Source organism: Nitratireductor sp. XY-223 (assembly GCF_004959855.1).
Classification (GTDB): Bacteria; Pseudomonadota; Alphaproteobacteria; order Rhizobiales; family Rhizobiaceae; genus Hoeflea_A.
This window is the reverse complement of sequence record NZ_SPNT01000009.1, coordinates 147,369-164,880: the sequence shown is the minus strand read 5'-3', so window position 1 is coordinate 164,880 and position 17,512 is coordinate 147,369. Positions and strand designations below refer to the sequence as shown.

The following is a 17,512-nucleotide window of genomic DNA, read 5'->3' as shown; positions in this document are numbered from 1 at the left end:
CGTTAGGCGACGTCGAAGACCAGGGGTTTCGCCGAGTCGATCTCTTTGTGGCTGCGCACCAGATCAAGCACCTCTTCGCTGACCGGTTCGTCGACGTAGAGAAGCGCGATGGCATCGCCTCCGGGCTTGTTCCGGCCGAGCGAGAAGTTGGCGATATTGACCCCGGCCTTGCCGAAGACGGTGCCGAGCAGTCCGATAATCCCCGGTGCATCCGCATTGGTCGTATAGACCATGTTCGCACCGACCTCGGCGTCCAGATTGATGCCCTTGATCTGTATGAAGCGCGGCTTTCCGTCGGAAAAGCAGGTCCCGGCGATCGAGCGTGTTTTGTCGGCTGTCCTGACGGTCAGCATGATGTAACCGTCGAACACGCCCGACTTATCGCGTCGCGCCTCGGAAAGGATGATGCCGCGCTCTTTCACCATCACCGGGGCCGATACCATGTTGACCTCCGCAAGTTGCGGACGGATGAGCCCGGCAAGAACCGCGCTGGTGAGCGCGTTCGTGTTCATCTGGGCCGTGGAGCCGTCATAGAGGATGTCGACCTCCTTGATCGCGCTCTCGGTCACCTGCCCGACGAAGGCGCCGAGCACCTCGGCAAGCTTGACGAACGGCTTGAGGCGCGGCGCCTCCTCGGCGCTGATCGACGGCATGTTGATGGCATTGGTGACGGCGCCCTTGAGAAGATAGTCGGACATCTGTTCGGCCACCTGCAGGGCAACGTTTTCCTGCGCCTCGCTGGTCGACGCCCCCAGATGCGGCGTGCACACGACATTGGGGAGCCCGAAGAGCGGGCTGTCCGTAGCCGGTTCGTGCTCGAAGACATCGAAGCCGGCGCCTGCCACCTTGCCCGACTTCAGCGCCTCGGCAAGATCGGCCTCGACCACCAGCCCGCCGCGAGCGCAGTTGATGATGCGCACACCGTCCTTCATCTTGGCGATCGCATCGGCATTGACGATGGCGCGGGTCTTGTCGGTCAGCGGCACGTGAAGCGTGATGAAGTCGGACCGTGCAAGAAGCTCATCAAGATCGACTTTCTCGACGCCGATCTCCTCGGCCCGCTCGACAGACAGGAACGGATCGAAGGCAATCACCCGCATCTTGAGGCCGATGCCGCGCGCGGCGGCGATCGAGCCGATATTGCCGCATCCGATAACGCCGAGCGTCTTGCCAGTCATTTCGACGCCCATGAAACGGGATTTTTCCCATTTCCCGGCCTGCGTGGAGACATCGGCCGCCGGAATCTGGCGGGCTACCGCGAGCAGCAGCGCGATGGCGTGCTCGGCGGTCGTGATGGAATTGCCGAACGGCGTGTTCATGACAATGATGCCGCGCCGCGAGGCGGCCGGTATGTCGACATTGTCGACGCCGATGCCGGCGCGGCCGACAACCTTCAGATTTCTTGCCGCCTCGATCAGTTTCGGCGAGACCTTCGTTGCGGAGCGGATGGCGAGACCATCATACCGGTCGATGATCTCCAGCATTTTCTCTTTGTCCTTGCCGACATCGGGCAGAAAATCGACGTCGATGCCGCGGTCCCTGAAGATCTGGATGGCGGTCTCGGAAAGCTTGTCGGAAACAAGTACGCGCGGTGCCATTTAAGGCCTCCCTTTCAATTCGCATTCGCTTAACAGGAGATGGGCCACGCCTCCGCGGCCCGCAAAACTAAGTCAGGCGGCTGACTCGATTACCGAGATTTGCGCTTCGAACGCCCAGTCGAGCCAGGGCATCAACGCCGCAAGGTCGGTTTTTTCGACGGTTCCGCCGGTCCAGATCCGCAAACCCGCGGGCGCGTCCCTGTATGCGCCGATGTCGAAGGCGACCCCCTCTTCCTCGAGAATGGCGACAAGACCCTTGGCAAATGCCGCCTGCCGGTCTTCGGCAAGCGCTGTCACCCGGGGATCGATGATCTTGAGGCACACCGAAGTGTTGGACCGCGTTTGCGGATCCACCGCCAGGAAATCGATCCACGTCCGTTGTGCGACGAAATCGGCGATTGTCCCGGCGTTGGCGTCGGCGCGCCGCAGGAGTTCAGGCAGTCCGCCGATCTCCTCGGCCCAGGAAAGCGCATCGAGATAGTCCTCGACGCACAGCATCGAGGGCGTGTTGATGGTCGCGCCCTCGAAAATGCCCTCGATCAGCTTGCCGCCTTTCGTCATCCGGAAGATCTTCGGCAACGGCCAGGGCGGCGTGTAACTCTCCAGCCGTTCGACGGCGCGCGGGCTCAGGATGAGGACGCCGTGACCGCCCTCTCCGCCGAGCACCTTCTGCCAGGAGAATGTCACCACGTCGAGCTTGTCGAACGGAAGCTGTTGCGCGAACGCGGCCGACGTCGCATCGCAGATCGTCAGGCCCTCGCGATCCGCCGGAACGAAATCGCCGTTGGGGACGCGCACACCCGATGTCGTGCCGTTCCACGTGAAGACGACATCGCGGTTGAATTCGATTTGGTCGAGATCCGGCAACAGGCCGTATTCCGCCTCCAGCACCTCGACATCTTCGAGACGGAGCTGTTTGACGACGTCGCTGACCCAGCCGGCGCCGAAGGATTCCCAGGCCAGCATGTGGACGCCGCGTGCGCCCAGCAGCGACCAGAGCGCCATTTCGACGGCACCGGTGTCCGATGCCGGTACGATGCCGATGCGATAATCGTCCGGCACGCCGAGCAGCGTGCGGGTCTTGTCGATGGCCTGTTTGAGTTTTCTCTTGCCGATCTTGGCGCGGTGGGAACGGCCGAGGGCCGCGTCGCCAAGTGCGTCCAGTGTCCAGCCGGGGCGTTTCGTGCAGGGTCCAGATGAAAAACGCGGATTGGCCGGACGCAGGTCCGGCTTGGCAGTCTTGGTCATGTCGCTATCCTTCCAGATAGTTGCCCCTCGTTGGGGAGGGGTGTCCCACGGACGGCAATAGCCAAAAGCCGATAGCGGCGCAAGCCTGAAATGGGAATCAATTGTCGCAGCGCCCGGATGCACGGCCGGCATTTCCCGCGTCATCGCCGACCGGTTTTCGAGAATAGGTTGTGCGACGCGGCACACTGTGCCGGTGCTTGCGCGTGCGTAACAACAATCGGCACAGCCATGGAAGGGCCGGCCTTCACCAATCATTAACTTGACCCGATACTCGCCCGGCTATCTAATATTTCCGTGCTCAATCAGGTGAACAGGACGAACCCATGAGGAAGTTTTTTCTAAGGGCAGTGGTGGCCCTGATAATGCCTCTGATCGCCACGGCAGCGCTGGCACAGACCACCGGCTACACAACCGCGACCGTGCATCTCCGCGCCGGCCCCGGGACCAACTATCCGGTCGTCGCGACCCTGCCCCAGAACGCAACCATCGAGGTTTATGGCTGTCAGTCCGGCTATGACTGGTGCGACGTATCATGGAATGCGGCGCGCGGCTGGATCGCCTCGTCATACATTCTCACGGTCAACAACGGGCAGCGCACCGTTCTGACACCGCAGGTTGCGGTTGCCGTCGGCATCACCATTGTCATCTTCAACCAGGCCTACTGGCACGCACATTACCAGAACTATCCCTGGTATCCCTACTGGAACCGCTACTATCATCCCTACCATCCGTACCACCCTTACGGGCCCTATGGACCGTACGGCCCATACCACCCCTATCACCCATACCATCCGTATCATCCGTACCACCCTTATCATCCGTACCACCCCTACGGGCCTCACGGACCGCTCTACAGCCCGCATCACGGCGGCGGCGGCTACCATGGCGGTCACCCCCATGGCGGCGGCGGACACCCTGCCCCGCACCACGGCGGCGGCGTATGGCACCGGCACTGACGGCCGGCATCAAAGACCATGTGGCGGCACGTGTGCCGCCACATCCCCAGGGCAATCGGCAAACGCATTAATGTGCCGTCCTGCTACCGGGTCTCGGCGTTTCCGGAAGCGCAGATACTGAGCCGCCCGCCCTGATGGCCGCAGCGGCGGCACACCAGCAGCGACGAGATTCTCGCTTCATTGATGAATGAGTGGCCGGGGCCGAACCGCTCGATCAGCAAGCCGATATCCAGCTTGCTTGCGCTTCCGCAGTTGCGGGCGCCGCAATGGGCCCAGCAATGCCATCCTTCGGCCTGAAGGTCGGCGAGTGTCGTAACGGATTCTCCGGGCATGCGCGGTACTCGTTCTGGTTAGTGGATTTACCGCACAGTGAAATGAATACTTCGGCTGTTTGATTCCGAAAAGAGATCAGAAGATGTGTGGCCGATTTATAACAACCGGGACTTGGGAGGAGTACAGGAAATACCTGAGTATACTCCCGCCGGAAGTGGATGGCCGCAACGGTCCGCAGCCCAACTACAATGTCGCCCCGACATCCGAGCTCGACATCGTGGTCCGGCGGGAAGACGAAATTGCCATCGAGCCGTTCACCTGGGGCCTGATTCCCCACTGGGCGAAGGACTCAAAGACGCGCGCCATGATCAATGCGCGCGGCGAGACAATTACCGACAAGCCCTTTTTCCGCAGCGCATTCGAACATGGCCGATGCCTGGTGCCCGCGACCGGATATTTCGAATGGAAAACAATGGGCAAGGAAAAGCAGCCCTATCTCATCCATCTTCCCGGCAACGCGCCGGTCTTCGAGCCATTTGCGTTCGCCGGCGTCATGTCCCGCAACAAGAAACTCGATGCCGCCACCTTCGCCATTGTCACGCTGGCCGCCGGCCCTTCCGTCAGCGGTCTGCACGCCCGCATGCCGGTCGTACTCAAGAATGACGTTCTCGAGGCGTGGATGGATCCGAACACCGACAAGGCCGGAGCGCTGGAGCTCTTGCAGCATAACCGTGGTGCCGACTTCGTCTATCATCCGGTCACCAGGGCCGTCGGCAATGTCAACAACAAGGGCCCTGAGCTGATCGACGCGGTCGACGCCGCCTGAACGGTGTCAGCGCAACAAAAAAGGCGGGCCCGCAGGCCCGCCGCCGATCATTGTCCTGGAACAGGCCCTACCAGAGGGCGTAACGCAGCGATGCGGTGATCGCGTGGGTCGAATATCCGTTGTCGGAGCTCTGAATGCCGGTGGCGCCGGCCGCTGCCGAGGTGGTGTCGAATCCGTAGATGTCGCCGCCGTCGACATTGGTGTACCGGTATCCCAGGTCCGCTTTCAGGTTGCGGATGAACTCGTAGGAAACACCGGCCATGAAGGCGTAGGTGAAGCGCCAGTCCGCCTCGCCCGCATGCGTGACGGTCACCGGAGTCGTGCCGCCGGGGCAGGCGCCCACGCAGGTTTCCGAGGCGACATAGCTGTCATAATCAACGAGGGTCATGCCCGCGCCGGCGCCGACATAGGGCGTGAAGCCGGCATAGGTGCCGAGGTCGATATAGCCGTTGGCCATCAGGCCGTATGACGTGAAATCCGCTGCGCCGCTGGTGTCACAGCCGTCCGCAAGGAGGCCCGTACAGGGGACCGCCGCGTCACTGCTCGTCGCGCTGAATGTGCCGCGCTGGTAGTTCAGCATGCCTTCCGCGCGAAGCCAGTTCGTGAACTGGTATCCGACGCCCAGTCCAACGCCCCAGTCCGTCTCAAACGAGGACGATGAATAGGCCACGGCAGGACCTTCGGTATTGGTGTTGAAATCCCAGGACCTGAAAGAGGTCGCGTCACCGTCGGTCGAGAAGTCGTAGCTGACATCGCCACGCAGATACCAGCCATTTCCCACTTCCACGGGTACGGTCCTGGGCAGTTCCGGCGCATAGATTATGTTGTCCAGGTCCGCCGACAGCGCTGCATTCGAGGCGCCCACAAGCAACGCGGCGATCAGTGAACGGGACAATACACGTTTGATCATTAAACCAGTTCCTCTGCCAGGCTCGGAGTGAGAAATGTCACCCTAAGCAAAGTCGATGGGACGACTATCGGGCAAACTGGTTAAGTTGCGGTTAAGCATGTTTGTTCACCACGTTTGTTTACGGGCGATTATCCATGCGCGCAGATCAGGACGGCCATAAGAAAAACCGCCCGGCAGGCCGGGCGGTTTCGAAGAGCTTGTGGCTGGTCTTACTTGAAGACCGGCGGAACGACCGGCGGCTCGTAAGGCGGCTCGCAGTCGCGGCCCGGATAGTAGCGCAGGCCGACATTGACCATGTGCGCGCTGAAGCCCGAGTCCCAGCCAGGTCCCGCACCGGCGGCGACACCGAAGAAGTCCCCGCCCTCGATGCGGCGGTACTTGTAACCGGCTTCCCCGGCGAAGTCGCAGCGGAAGTAGTAGGAACCGCCGGCTGCAAGTTCCCAGGCAAAGCGCCAGGAGCTGCCGCCTTCGTGGAAGACAGTCGGATCACAGTTCGTCGGGTCGGCGATTTCACAGGAGGTGTTCTGCAGATCGTCCCAGTTGACGTAGGATCCGCCGATACCACCGCCGACATAGGGTACGAAGTGACCCCAGGCGGAGCCGTAGCCCCAGAAATCAAGGTCGACATAGACGCTGGCGATCAGCGAATAGGCGTTCCAGCTCGACAGGTCCGTCGATACGCAGGCCGCGGCGACACCGCAGGAACCGAAGGTCGAACCGGTGAAATCGGAATCAAAGATGTAGTCGAACATCAGTTCCGTTCTCAGGTACCGGTTGATCTGGTAACCGGCGCCGACACCGGCCATCCACGTATTGTCGACCGTATGGGTGGCGAAAATATTGGTGCCGCCTGCAACCGCGTAGGACGCGCCCCGGATTGCCGGCCAGACGTAACCGACCTGGCCCTTGACGTAGACGCCCGACCAGTCGCCATCGGCAACATGGGTCGTACCGCGCATCTGGGTATCATGGATCGGCACCGGCTCCGGCGTCGGTGTTGGAATCGTGTCCGCAGCCCATGCCGGTGCGGCAACGAGTGCCGTAGTGGCTGCTATCAGGTAAACTCTCATTTTACTACTCCGCGCCCCACCAAACAGGACGGACCCCCAATGCCCGCGCCGTGGCGATGTTTGAATTGCACGGTAGGAAGTGTCGCGTAAAAAGGTTAAGAGCCTGTTATCTATGTCCGTTTACCGAGGAATCTAATTTTCCCCAATGATTTCAGAAGGTAACAGCAAATAAAACTCTGAGTGAACAGAGTCTTTCCCGGCAGACGGCAAAAAAATTTTGCGGTTCTGGCGGACACGGCGGCGCGTTGCACCGGCGCCGGCCGCGCCCTGCCGCAGGGGTTCGATTGAGAAAGATATGTGCCGGTCAGGCGGCGCTGCGCACGCCGGATATGACGTCGACGAGTTCGTCGACGATCCGCTCGACCATCGCCTTGTCGTCGCCTTCCGCCATGACCCGGATCAGAGGTTCTGTTCCTGACGGCCGGATTACCAGTCGGCCGCTGTCGGCCAGTTCCTCTTCGGCGGATTGAATGGCCTGTTGCACGTGTTTGTTCTCCAGCGGCTTGCCGCCTGAAACACGGACATTCTTCAATAGCTGCGGCACCGGCTCGAACCGGCGGCAGACTTCGCTGACCGGCCGGTCCATGCGCTTGACACATGCAAGGATCTGCAGGGCCGCGACCAGCCCGTCACCGGTCGTCGCGAAATCCGACAGGACGATATGGCCGGACTGCTCGCCGCCGACGTTGAACCCGTTGTTGCGCATATATTCGACAACGTAACGGTCGCCGACCTTGGTGCGGGCAAGCTGCAGGCCGTGGTCGGCCAGGAACCGCTCGAGACCCAGGTTCGACATGACCGTTGCGACGATCCCGCTGCCTGAAAGCCTGTTGTCGCCGGACCAGGATTCGGCAATGACGGCCATGAGCTGGTCGCCGTCGACCACGGCGCCCTTTTCGTCGACGATCAACACGCGGTCGGCGTCGCCGTCCAGCGCGATGCCGATGTCGGCGCGCACTTCGTGAACCTTCTTGGCAAGGGCCACCGGATGGGTCGAACCGCAGTCGAGATTGATATTATGGCCGTTCGGCTCGTTGCCCAGCGTGATCACTTCTGCGCCGAGTTCCCAAAGCGCCGCCGGCGCGACCTTGTAGGCGGCACCGTTGGCGCAGTCGATGGCAACCCGCAGCCCGCTCAGCGAAACGTCGCGCGGCATGGTGCGCTTGGCGAACTCGATATAGCGGTCGTGCACTCCGTCGATGCGTTTGGCGCGGCCGATGGCCTCTGATTTCGCCAGCAGCTTCGAGATATCCGCCTCGATGAGCCGCTCGATCTGCAGCTCGATCTCATCGGACAGTTTGAAGCCGTCGGGACCGAACAGCTTGATGCCGTTGTCCTCATAAGGGTTGTGCGATGCCGAGATCATGACACCGATGTCCGAGCGCAGCGACCGTGTGAGCATGGCAACGGCCGGCGTCGGTATGGGGCCAAGCAGGAACACGTCCATGCCGGAGGCGGTAAAGCCCGCGACAAGCGCGTTCTCAAGCATGTAGCCGGACAGGCGGGTATCCTTGCCGATAACGACACGATGGCGGTGGTTGCCCCGGCGGAACAGTTTCCCGGCCGCCAGCCCGACCCGCATGGCAACATCGGGCGTCATCGGGAACGCGTTCGATTTGCCGCGAATTCCGTCTGTTCCGAAATACTGACGAGACATGTCTTCCTCGATTCGATCGCTGTGCGCGCCGGCCGATCCATAGCATTTTCGGCCGCCAATGTGGATCAGATATCGTTTCCGAGTTTTTCAAACAAAAACGGCCGCATCAAGCGGCCATTTTTACAGGTTTTTCTTGACGGTCCGTTACTGCGGCTGCGGCTCCATTCCGGTATCCGGATTGTCCGGCTCTTCCTTGCCGTCCTGGCTTTTGGTGCCGGTTTTGGGCACCGCCGAGCCGCGCGACGGCGGCGTATCGTCGCCCATGTCGCGGGACGGTTTCTCGCCACGCAGCAGCGCTGTGATTTCATCGCCCGACAGGGTCTCGTATTCGAGCAGCCCCTCGGCAAGGGTTTTGAAATCGTCGTTCTTCTCGGTCAGGATCCTGCGTGCCGTCGCATAGGCATCGTCGATCAGGCGATGGATCTCGCTGTCGATCTTCTGCGCCGTCGATTCCGAGACGTTCTTCTGCTGGGCGACGGAGTGGCCGAGGAAAACCTCCTGCTGGTTCTCGCCATAGGCAACCTGTCCGAGTTCGTCGGAAAAGCCCCATTGCGTGACCATGGCGCGGGCAAGCTTCGTCGCCTGTTCGATATCCGACGCCGCACCGGAGGTGATGTTGTCCTTGCCGAAGGTGATTTCTTCGGCAACACGGCCGCCCATCATGATTGCCAGTCGCGACACCATGTATTTGTAGCTCATCGAGTAGCGGTCGCCCTCTGGCAACTGCATGACCATGCCGAGCGCGCGACCGCGCGGGATGATGGTCGCCTTGTGGACCGGATCGGCCGATTCAACATTCAGCGCGACGATGGCGTGTCCCGACTCGTGGTAGGCGGTGAGCTTCTTTTCCTCCTGCGTCATGGCGCTGGAGCGGCGCTCCGCTCCCATCATCACCTTGTCCTTGGCATCCTCGAACTCGAGCATGGTGACAAGGCGCTTGTTGCGCCGGGCGGCCATCAGCGCCGCCTCATTGACGAGGTTCATCAGGTCGGCGCCCGAGAAGCCGGGCGTTCCGCGGGCGATCACCTTAAGATCGACATTCGGCGCCAGCGGGACGTTGCGCACATGAACCTTGAGGATGCGCTCGCGGCCGATGATGTCCGGATTGGGCACCACCACCTGCCGGTCGAAGCGGCCCGGACGCAGCAGTGCCGGGTCGAGCACGTCGGGGCGGTTGGTCGCGGCGATCAGGATGATGCCTTCATTGGCCTCGAAACCGTCCATCTCGACAAGCAGCTGGTTGAGTGTCTGTTCGCGCTCGTCATTGCCGCCGCCGAGGCCGGCGCCGCGGTGGCGGCCGACCGCGTCGATCTCGTCAATGAAGATGATGCAGGGTGCGTTCTTCTTCGCCTGTTCGAACATGTCGCGCACACGGCTCGCGCCGACGCCGACGAACATTTCGACGAAGTCGGAGCCCGAAATGGTGAAGAACGGCACCGCCGCCTCACCTGCCACCGAACGGGCAAGCAACGTCTTACCGGTGCCGGGCGGTCCGACCAGGAGCACGCCGCGCGGGATGCGTCCGCCGAGCCGCTGGAACTTCTGCGGATCCCTGAGGAATTCGACGATCTCTTCCAGATCCTCCTTCGCCTCGTCGACACCGGCGACGTCGTCAAACGTTACGCGCCCGTGCGATTCGGTCAGAAGCTTCGCCTTCGACTTGCCGAAGCCCATAGCCCCGCGCGATCCGCCCTGCATCTGGCGCATGAAGAAAATCCACACGCCCAGGATTAAGAGGATCGGCAGCCACGAGATCAGGTAGCCGAAGAAGGTGTTCGATCCGTCGACCTCCGGCTTTGCCGTAATGCCCACGCCACGGTCCTCGAGCCGCTGAACAAGGCCCGAATCGCCCGGCGAATAGGTCTGGAATGACTTGTTGCCCTCGGCATAGACGCCCGTAATGGTGTCACCGACGATCGTAACGTTGCGGATCTGCCCATTGTCGACGTCCTGCAGGAACTCAGAATAGCTGATTTCCCGCGAGGCACTGCGCTCGTTCGGCCCCTGGAACATGTTGAAAAGGGCGATAAGCAACAGCGCTATGATTGCCCAGAGGGCAAAATTCCTGAAATTTGGGTTCATACGGTACCCCGAAACAGCCGTAGGCCCGCCTTTTGGCAGGCTTTTTCATGTGGAAATAACATAGGTCCCCGAAGGTCCCTTGCCAAGACCACCAAAGGCGCAGATGCGACAACTGCGGCAAATTATACCCGCCGTCCCTGAACGCTTTGTTACAAAGGCGGTTCGGGATAGGGCGGAAGTCCGAACAGAGCGGCGCATTCATCGGCGACGCTACGCTCGAAATCGGGCAAAAACAGGTCGAAATGCGTGAAGTGCCGGGACAGGGAAAGGAAGCGCGAGCGGAACGCCGCCTGCCGCCTTTCCGGTTGTGTTGCCCCGCTTCCCGTGATGATTGCCGGTTGCGCCCGCGCCGCCCTGGAAATCACGCCGCGCGGAAGGTTGTCCGGCAGATCCGGCGGCACCTGGCCGGAATCGCCGTCGGCGGGTCCGATTTCCACGGAACGGCGCTTGTAATGGCTGACCAGCCGGTAACGGCCGTCCCAGACGGCCTCGCCGCCGGCCGGCAGCCTGATGGTCGGAATGGAGCGCCGCTCCCGGTAGACGAATACCCGCCGTGCCCGCCGGTCGATCACCGACCGGCTCAGATTGACCCGCGGAGGCCCGCCGCCGGTCACCAGCCGTGCGATCTGGTCCTGCGACCGCGAGCCCGGTAGATAGGCGCGTCCCCCCAAGAGTGCCGCCAGCAGGGCGACGGCCTGCTGCAGCACGTCGGAAAGACCTTCGGGAACCAGCGGCAATTCCGCAATCATGTCGCCGTGGATGACCACGTCGTCGTGCAGGAACCGCGACAGTCGCTGCCCGTCCTTGCGCCGCGCCTCGGCAATGGCTTCCACCATGGACAGCAACTCGTCATCGACCTGCGGCCCGCCGCCCTCCTTTCTCACGCGCACGCGCTCGAAACGGCGGTCCTCGTTGCTGGGATCGTCGATCCAGCCGATGCCGTCGCGCTCAAGCACCCCGCGCAGTGCGTTTCGGGTGACCTTCAGCAGGGGCCGGAGAATCCACGTGTCGCGCCGGAAAAGCACGGCTTCAGCCATCCCCGACAGACCCCGGCCCATGCCCCGCCGCTGCCGCATCCGGATCGTCTCGAGCTGATCGTCGCGCGTGTGGGCGCTGAGGATGGCCGCCGCACCGACGGACAGTGCCGCCTCGCGCAGCAATTCGTAGCGGGCGTTGCGCGCCGCATCCTGGAGGCCGCTCGCCGGCTTCTCGCCGGTCCACTGCATGGTGATGTGCTTGATATCCCGGGAGCTGCAAAAGGCGGCCACCTGCTCGGCTTCGCCGGAAGAGGACGCTCTCAGCCCGTGATCCACGGTGACGGCCACCAGACGCGGCCCGCCGCTGCTTTTCAGGTGTTTGTCCAGAAGGTGCAGCAGGGCCGTCGAATCGCTGCCGCCTGAAACGGCGACGCACAGGGTCTTGGACGGCCTCAGCCTGGAAACAAATGCGTCAATCGCAACTTCCGGCTGGACGTCAGACACCTCATCCCGCTCTCAATTAGCAACTCATGCGGCTCTGCTCGACCGCAACCTTGTCTTTGACCGCCACCGATGCATCCGGATAGCGTGTCAGCACCTCGCGATATGTGGCACAGGCCGTGTCGCGATTGTCAAGCGCTGCGAGCGACATACCGAGTTTCAACAGCATCTCCGGTGCCTTCGCGGCACTCGGATACTGCTTGTGCGCCGTCAGCAGCGTCTTGGCCGCTTCGTGATAGGTGCCTTGCGAATACTGCGCCTCGCCCAACCAGAAATAGGCATCGGCAACCTTCGGCTCGCCCGGATACTGGTCGATATATTCCCGGAACGCGGCCTCCGCCTGGGGATAGTCGCCCGACAGGATGAAACCATAGGCGGCGCGGTAGAGCTCCTCGGAATCGGATGCCGGCAACGCCGCCGTTTGCGTCTGGTCCCGTCCCGCATCCGCCTCTGACGGCTGACCATCGACCATTTCGCCGTTTTCGTTGAATGTGATCGAGCCGAGATTCTGCGAGCCGTCCGACTGACCCGAGGGGTCGAGCACGACGACGCTGCGCTCGTCCTGCGTCTGAGGCTGCTCGGCCTGCGTCTGTGGCTGCTCGGCATGCGTCTGTGGCTGTTCCGCCTGTGAGCGCTCGCCGCTGACGTTTTCAAGTTCCTGGAAGCGGAACTCGTTGTCCTCCTGCATCTGGCGCATCTGCTCCTGCATCTGCAGCAGCTGGAAGTTCATTTCCTCGATGCGCCCGTTCAGAATACGGACCTGCTCTTCAAGCTGGCCGATGCGGAACGTGCTGTCATCCGCCTGCACCAGGACCAACGGCCGTTCGGTGGGCGCAGCGACAGCCGGCGCGGGATTGGCCCACCAAGCCGCGTGGGCGAGGCCCGGCGCGATGGTCAGTGACAGACAGGCGGCCAGAATGCGGGAATATGCGATCATTGTTCTAATACCTTTGCCTCGACGGCGCTATCCGGATGCCCCTCACGTGCCCTTGATTTAGCTGCCCACGCCGGTAACGACCGTCACCGCGCGACGGTTCTGGGACCAGCAGGAGATGTCGTCGCACACGGCGACAGGACGTTCCTTGCCGTAGGAAATCGTCTTGATCCGGTTCGACGAGATGCCCTTCGAGATCAGGTAGGAACGGGTCGCCGCGGCCCGCCTCGCGCCGAGTGCCAGGTTGTATTCACGCGTGCCGCGTTCGTCGGCGTGTCCCTCGATCGTCACCGACTTGTCGGGATATTTCTTCAGCCATGCGGCCTGCCGGTCGAGCGTCGTCGCCGAATCGGGCCTGATCGCCGCCGAATCGGTGTCGAAGAAGATCCGGTCGCCGACATTCAGTGTCAGATCCTGTTGCGATCCCGGGACGGCGCCGCTGCCTCCCAGGCCGAGTTCGCCCGGACTGTTGGGCAAGGTCCGCTTGGACGAGCAGCCTGCCAGGGCAAGCACGGCAACCAGCCCGAGCACGGCCGGATTGCGCGCTATGCTCATCATGAGTTTCATGGTCGGTCTCCTCGTTATGACGACACTGGTTTTATCGATCCCCGCGGGAAGGGCAAAGCGCCGCTTGCCCCTTATACAGCACTTTGCGGCATGGTTGCGACCGGTCTTGGCCTATTTCAACAGCGGCGACCAGGCCGGATCCGATCCGTAGCTGGGGGTTTCCACCCTCTGCTCATTGTAGCCGGTCAGATCGATCGAATAGAGTTGCGGCCCGGCGGCACCGGCAGGCTGGCGGAAAAACATGATGACACGCCCGTTCGGCGACCAGGTCGGCCCCTCGTTGTGAAAGCCCGTCGTCAGGATGCGTTCGCCCGAACCGTCCGGGCGCATGACGCCGATCGAGAACTTTCCGCCCGACTGCTTCGTAAAGGCGATCAGGTCGCCGCGCGGTGACCACACCGGCGTCGAATAGGATCCGTCGCCGAACGAGATTCTCTGCTGGTTGCCGCCGTCCTCATTCATCACATAGAGCTGCTGGCGTCCGCCCCGGTCGGATTCGAAGACGATCCGGTTGCCGTCGGGCGAATAGGACGGCGACGTGTCGATTGCGGCCGTATCGGTCAGCCGGGTCGTCGCCCGCGTACGCAGGTCCATGGTGTAGATGTTGGCGTTGCCGCCCTGTTGCAGGCTCATGATCACCTTCTGCCCGTCCGGAGAAAACCGCGGCGAGAAGGTCATGCCGGGAAAGTTGCCGACAATCTCGCGCTGTCCGGTCTCGAGCTGCAGCAGGTAGACGCGCGGCTCGCCGTCGGCGAAGGACATGTAGGTGACCTCCTGGCGGCTCGGCGAGAAACGCGGCGTGAGCACCAGGTCATTGCCCTGTGTGAGATAGCGCAGGTTGGCGCCGTCCTGGTCCATGATCGCGAGCTGCTTCTGGCGTTCGTTGCGCGGACCGGTCTCCGAGACGAAAACGACGCGGGTGTCGAAGTAGCCGCGCTCGCCGGTCAGTTCCTCGTAGATGGCGTCGGCGATGATATGCGCCACACGGCGCCAGTTTTCCGGCTGCGTGAAGAACTGCTGGCCGATGAGCTGCTCGCCGGCAAACGTGTCCCACAGGCGGAACTCGGCGCGCAGCCGCCCGTCCGCCTCCTTGCTGACGCGGCCGACCACCAGGGCCTGTGCATTGATGACCCGCCAATCCTCGAACCGGGGCGCAACGTCCGGATTTGAAATTTTCTGGATGAAGGCGGCCTTCTGTATCGGCGAAAACAGACCGGAGCGCCGCAGGTCCTCGGCAATGACGGCTGAGATTTGCGGACCGAGATCGTCTTGGGAAACGAAATCGGTCACCGCCATCGGCAACGGCTCGACATTGCCCTTGTTGATGTCGATCTCGACAAGCGCATGTGCCGGCGCCGCAAGGGCCGCAAGTCCGCAGATGAAAACAAGGGCCCGGAGGATGAGGTTGCTGAATTCGGCGATCGGCGAACGGTGGATTGTGGTAGGCATCGTGCTCAAGGAATTTCCCTCAAAACAGCTGTGACGGGTCGAAGTTAACCACAACATCGGCCCATGTCTCATATTTTTCGGTTGGAAGGTCGTAGGGTGCGCAACGCAGGACGGCCCTGCGTGCGTCGCCGGAAAGGACCCGTCTGATATTGGCCGCGCCCCCGGACGTTTCGACAACCGGCTGACCCTCAACGGCGCCGTTGCGATCGAGGCGCATCGTGACGCGCACCCGCACGTCCTCGCCATCGGCCATGCCGGGCCGGATCGTCCAGCAGCGCTGGATCTGCCCGCGCAGCGCGTCCATCTCGGATTGCGAAAGCTGCAGCCCGGTCGTGGTCCGCTGGCCGCCCAGCGCGGCCTCATCCCGGCTACGCTTCGCGCCGCCGCCGGCGGGGTCCTCGCGGTTGAGGAGCGCGGCGATCTCATCGGCATTGAAATCGCTGTCGCGGGTCGAGGCGACCTTGGATGTCTGTTGCCGGTCCTCGTTGATTTTCCGCTCCGGTGTCTTGGCGGTCTGCGCCCTGGGCGGTTTCGGCCTCAGTTTCGGCGTCGGCACCTTTTCGGGAAGCGGTTCGAACTCGGGTTTCGCCGTCTCTGCCCGGGAGATGGCCTCCGCCACCGGATCAGGCGCCACCTCCTGCTGCGGTACCGGCAGCGCCGCGACTTCGGTTGCCGCGACCGGCTCCGGTTTCTGGGCCGGTTTCGGAACGGCCTCGGGCTCCGTCGACGGAACCGGCTCGGCGATCTCGGCCTTTTGCGGCTCCGCCGCGGCCTCGACAACCCGCTCGGACGGCTTCTCGGCAGGTGTCGGCTTCAGGTCGATCGCGTTGTCCCCGATATTCACGGCGTCCTCGACCGGCTCGGGCCGGCTGGTCGGCCGCGGCGCCGCGCGCTCGGCCGCAGATGCGGAGCGGTCGCCCTCCTGGATCTCGGTGATCGACGACACCGGAATGATATCGACCGGCACCGCGTCGATTTCCAGGGCCTCGTGCGAATCAGGCGCGGCCAGCCAGAACAACCCCCAGCTCAAGAGCATCGCGTGTGCAAAAGCGGATATGATGACGCCGAGTTTCATCGCCGGGGATCAACCATCCTGCTCCTGCAGGGTGACCAGGCCGAGATTCTTGTATCCCGCGGAAGAGATTCGCGCCATCACCCTCATGACGGTGCCGTAGTCGGCATTGCGGTCGCCCCGCACGTAGATGCGCTCCTGATAACCGGTTGTCGCGATCGCCTGGAGTTTGGGCACAACCTCGTCGATCGGTATCGCGGTCTCCTGCAGAAAAATCTCGCCCGCCTCATTGACCGAGACCGTGATCGGCTGTGTTTCGGAATTGAGCGCACTCGCCTCGGTCTCGGGAAGGTCGATCGGCACGCCGACGGTCAAAAGCGGCGCCGCGACCATGAAGATGATCAGCAGCACCAGCATGACGTCCACAAACGGCGTTACGTTGATTTCGCTCATCGGCTGGCGGCGCCGGCCACGCCTGTGCCCGTTGCCGCGACGCCGGACACCGGAGGTTGATGTGTCTGTCCCCATAACCATCGATGCAATCCTACTCGGCTGCCGCGCGCGGCTGCATCTTCTCGTCGATCTGCCGCGACAGGATGCCCGAGAATTCGTCGGCGAAGCCCTCCATACGTGCGGTCAGCTTGCCGGCATCGGACGAGAACTTGTTATAGGCAATCACCGCGGGAATGGCGGCAAGCAGCCCCATCGCCGTCGCCAGCAGGGCTTCCGCAATGCCCGGCGCCACGACCGCGAGGTTCGTGGACTTCGAACCGGCGATCGCCTGAAAGGACGTCATGATGCCGACAACAGTACCGAAGAGACCGATGAAGGGCGCCGCGGATCCGATCGACGCCAGGGAGCCCAGGCGCGCCTCGAACTTCTCGGCTTCCCGCGACAGCGTCACGTCCATCGCCTTGTCGATGCGCATCTGCAGCCCCATCGGCGAGCGCACCCCGCGCTCGAAGGACTTCTTCCACTCGCGCATCGCGGCAACGAATATGGAACTCATGCCGCTCGTGCGTCGGTCGGAGAGCATCTGGTAGAGGTCTTCCAGGGACTGGCCGGACCAGAACACCTGTTCGAACCGGTCGAACTGCCGCCGGGCGCGGCCGAAATTCACTGTTTTGTCGATGATGATCGCCCAGGTCCAGATTGACGCCGCCACCAGCCCCACCATAACCAACTGGACCACAAAACTGGCCTCTACGAAAAGCGCCCAGAGCGTAACCTCGTTAGTGGCAGCCAGACCTACCTGTTCCATACCGTCCGATCCTAGAATTTGAATATTGCGCCGCCGCACGCTCGCAGGATCAGTGTCGATAGACGCACTATGCGGTCCGGTATCGCTTCTACTGCTCGCACCGTCTCACTCACCCGGCCTGCCTTGTCGCGGCAAATTTTGGTCAAAGGAAGGCGCAAGAAAAGCGCAAACCCTCAAATTCCATTAAGGCA

16 protein-coding genes are annotated in these 17,512 nt (G+C 62.4%); 2 read left to right on the top strand and 14 right to left on the bottom strand.

Annotated features, from left to right (window positions below; genetic code table 11):
- Positions 1 to 2 precede the first annotated feature (2 nt).
- Both serA and E4M07_RS23900 read right to left on the bottom strand, forming a co-directional pair.
- Positions 3 to 1,598, bottom strand: a complete 1,596-nt coding sequence (gene serA / locus E4M07_RS23905; RefSeq protein WP_136660933.1) for a phosphoglycerate dehydrogenase — start codon at positions 1,596 to 1,598, stop codon at positions 3 to 5.
- 72 nt (positions 1,599 to 1,670) lie between these two features.
- The gene (locus E4M07_RS23900) at positions 1,671 to 2,846 is read right to left on the bottom strand and encodes a phosphoserine transaminase (RefSeq protein ID WP_136660932.1); all 1,176 of its coding nucleotides are present in this window, start codon (positions 2,844 to 2,846) and stop codon (positions 1,671 to 1,673) included.
- A 323-nt stretch (positions 2,847 to 3,169) separates the two neighbouring features.
- Between E4M07_RS23900 and E4M07_RS23895 the strand changes: the two genes are divergently transcribed.
- The gene (locus E4M07_RS23895) at positions 3,170 to 3,802 is read left to right on the top strand and encodes an SH3 domain-containing protein (RefSeq protein WP_136660931.1); all 633 of its coding nucleotides are present in this window, start codon (positions 3,170 to 3,172) and stop codon (positions 3,800 to 3,802) included.
- Positions 3,803 to 3,885: 83 nt separating this feature from the next.
- On the opposite strand, the gene E4M07_RS23890 is transcribed toward E4M07_RS23895, so the two are convergent.
- The gene (locus E4M07_RS23890; protein ID WP_136660930.1) at positions 3,886 to 4,134 is read right to left on the bottom strand and encodes a hypothetical protein; all 249 of its coding nucleotides are present in this window, start codon (positions 4,132 to 4,134) and stop codon (positions 3,886 to 3,888) included.
- An 83-nt stretch (positions 4,135 to 4,217) separates the two neighbouring features.
- On the opposite strand from E4M07_RS23890, the gene E4M07_RS23885 reads away from it, so the two are divergent.
- Positions 4,218 to 4,901, top strand: a complete 684-nt coding sequence (locus E4M07_RS23885; protein WP_136660929.1) for an SOS response-associated peptidase — start codon at positions 4,218 to 4,220, stop codon at positions 4,899 to 4,901.
- 67 nt (positions 4,902 to 4,968) lie between these two features.
- On the opposite strand, the gene E4M07_RS23880 is transcribed toward E4M07_RS23885, so the two are convergent.
- The 11 genes from E4M07_RS23880 to tolQ all read right to left on the bottom strand — a co-directional run bounded on the left by E4M07_RS23880 (position 4,969) and on the right by tolQ (position 17,321).
- Positions 4,969 to 5,811: an outer membrane beta-barrel protein gene (locus E4M07_RS23880; protein ID WP_136660928.1), complete on the bottom strand. Its 843-nt coding sequence runs from the start codon at positions 5,809 to 5,811 to the stop codon at positions 4,969 to 4,971.
- Between the two features lie 209 nt (positions 5,812 to 6,020).
- Entirely contained in the window at positions 6,021 to 6,881 is an 861-nt protein-coding gene (locus E4M07_RS23875; RefSeq protein ID WP_136660927.1) for an outer membrane beta-barrel protein, read from the bottom strand.
- A gap of 304 nt (positions 6,882 to 7,185) precedes the next feature.
- Positions 7,186 to 8,538, bottom strand: a complete 1,353-nt coding sequence (glmM, locus tag E4M07_RS23870; protein WP_136660926.1) for a phosphoglucosamine mutase — start codon at positions 8,536 to 8,538, stop codon at positions 7,186 to 7,188.
- Positions 8,539 to 8,682: 144 nt separating this feature from the next.
- On the bottom strand, positions 8,683 to 10,620 hold the full coding sequence (ftsH, locus tag E4M07_RS23865; protein WP_136660925.1) for an ATP-dependent zinc metalloprotease FtsH: 1,938 nt from the start codon (positions 10,618 to 10,620) through the stop codon (positions 8,683 to 8,685).
- Positions 10,621 to 10,769: 149 nt separating this feature from the next.
- Positions 10,770 to 12,101 (bottom strand): tRNA lysidine(34) synthetase TilS, encoded by a 1,332-nt coding sequence (tilS, locus tag E4M07_RS23860; RefSeq protein ID WP_136660924.1) that lies wholly within the window; start codon positions 12,099 to 12,101, stop codon positions 10,770 to 10,772.
- Between the two features lie 16 nt (positions 12,102 to 12,117).
- The gene (ybgF, locus tag E4M07_RS23855; protein ID WP_136660923.1) at positions 12,118 to 13,035 is read right to left on the bottom strand and encodes a tol-pal system protein YbgF; all 918 of its coding nucleotides are present in this window, start codon (positions 13,033 to 13,035) and stop codon (positions 12,118 to 12,120) included.
- Positions 13,036 to 13,092: 57 nt separating this feature from the next.
- Positions 13,093 to 13,599, bottom strand: a complete 507-nt coding sequence (pal, locus tag E4M07_RS23850) for a peptidoglycan-associated lipoprotein Pal (protein ID WP_169054368.1) — start codon at positions 13,597 to 13,599, stop codon at positions 13,093 to 13,095.
- Positions 13,600 to 13,710: 111 nt separating this feature from the next.
- Positions 13,711 to 15,048, bottom strand: a complete 1,338-nt coding sequence (tolB, locus tag E4M07_RS23845; protein ID WP_136660979.1) for a Tol-Pal system beta propeller repeat protein TolB — start codon at positions 15,046 to 15,048, stop codon at positions 13,711 to 13,713.
- Positions 15,049 to 15,067: 19 nt separating this feature from the next.
- Positions 15,068 to 16,123 carry a hypothetical protein gene (locus tag E4M07_RS23840; protein ID WP_136660922.1) on the bottom strand — a complete coding sequence of 352 codons (1,056 nt, stop codon included), beginning with the start codon at positions 16,121 to 16,123 and terminating at the stop codon, positions 15,068 to 15,070.
- A gap of 9 nt (positions 16,124 to 16,132) precedes the next feature.
- Positions 16,133 to 16,588: a protein TolR gene (gene tolR / locus E4M07_RS23835; RefSeq protein WP_136660978.1), complete on the bottom strand. Its 456-nt coding sequence runs from the start codon at positions 16,586 to 16,588 to the stop codon at positions 16,133 to 16,135.
- 16 nt (positions 16,589 to 16,604) lie between these two features.
- The gene (gene tolQ / locus E4M07_RS23830; RefSeq protein ID WP_136660921.1) at positions 16,605 to 17,321 is read right to left on the bottom strand and encodes a protein TolQ; all 717 of its coding nucleotides are present in this window, start codon (positions 17,319 to 17,321) and stop codon (positions 16,605 to 16,607) included.
- Positions 17,322 to 17,512 lie beyond the last annotated feature (191 nt).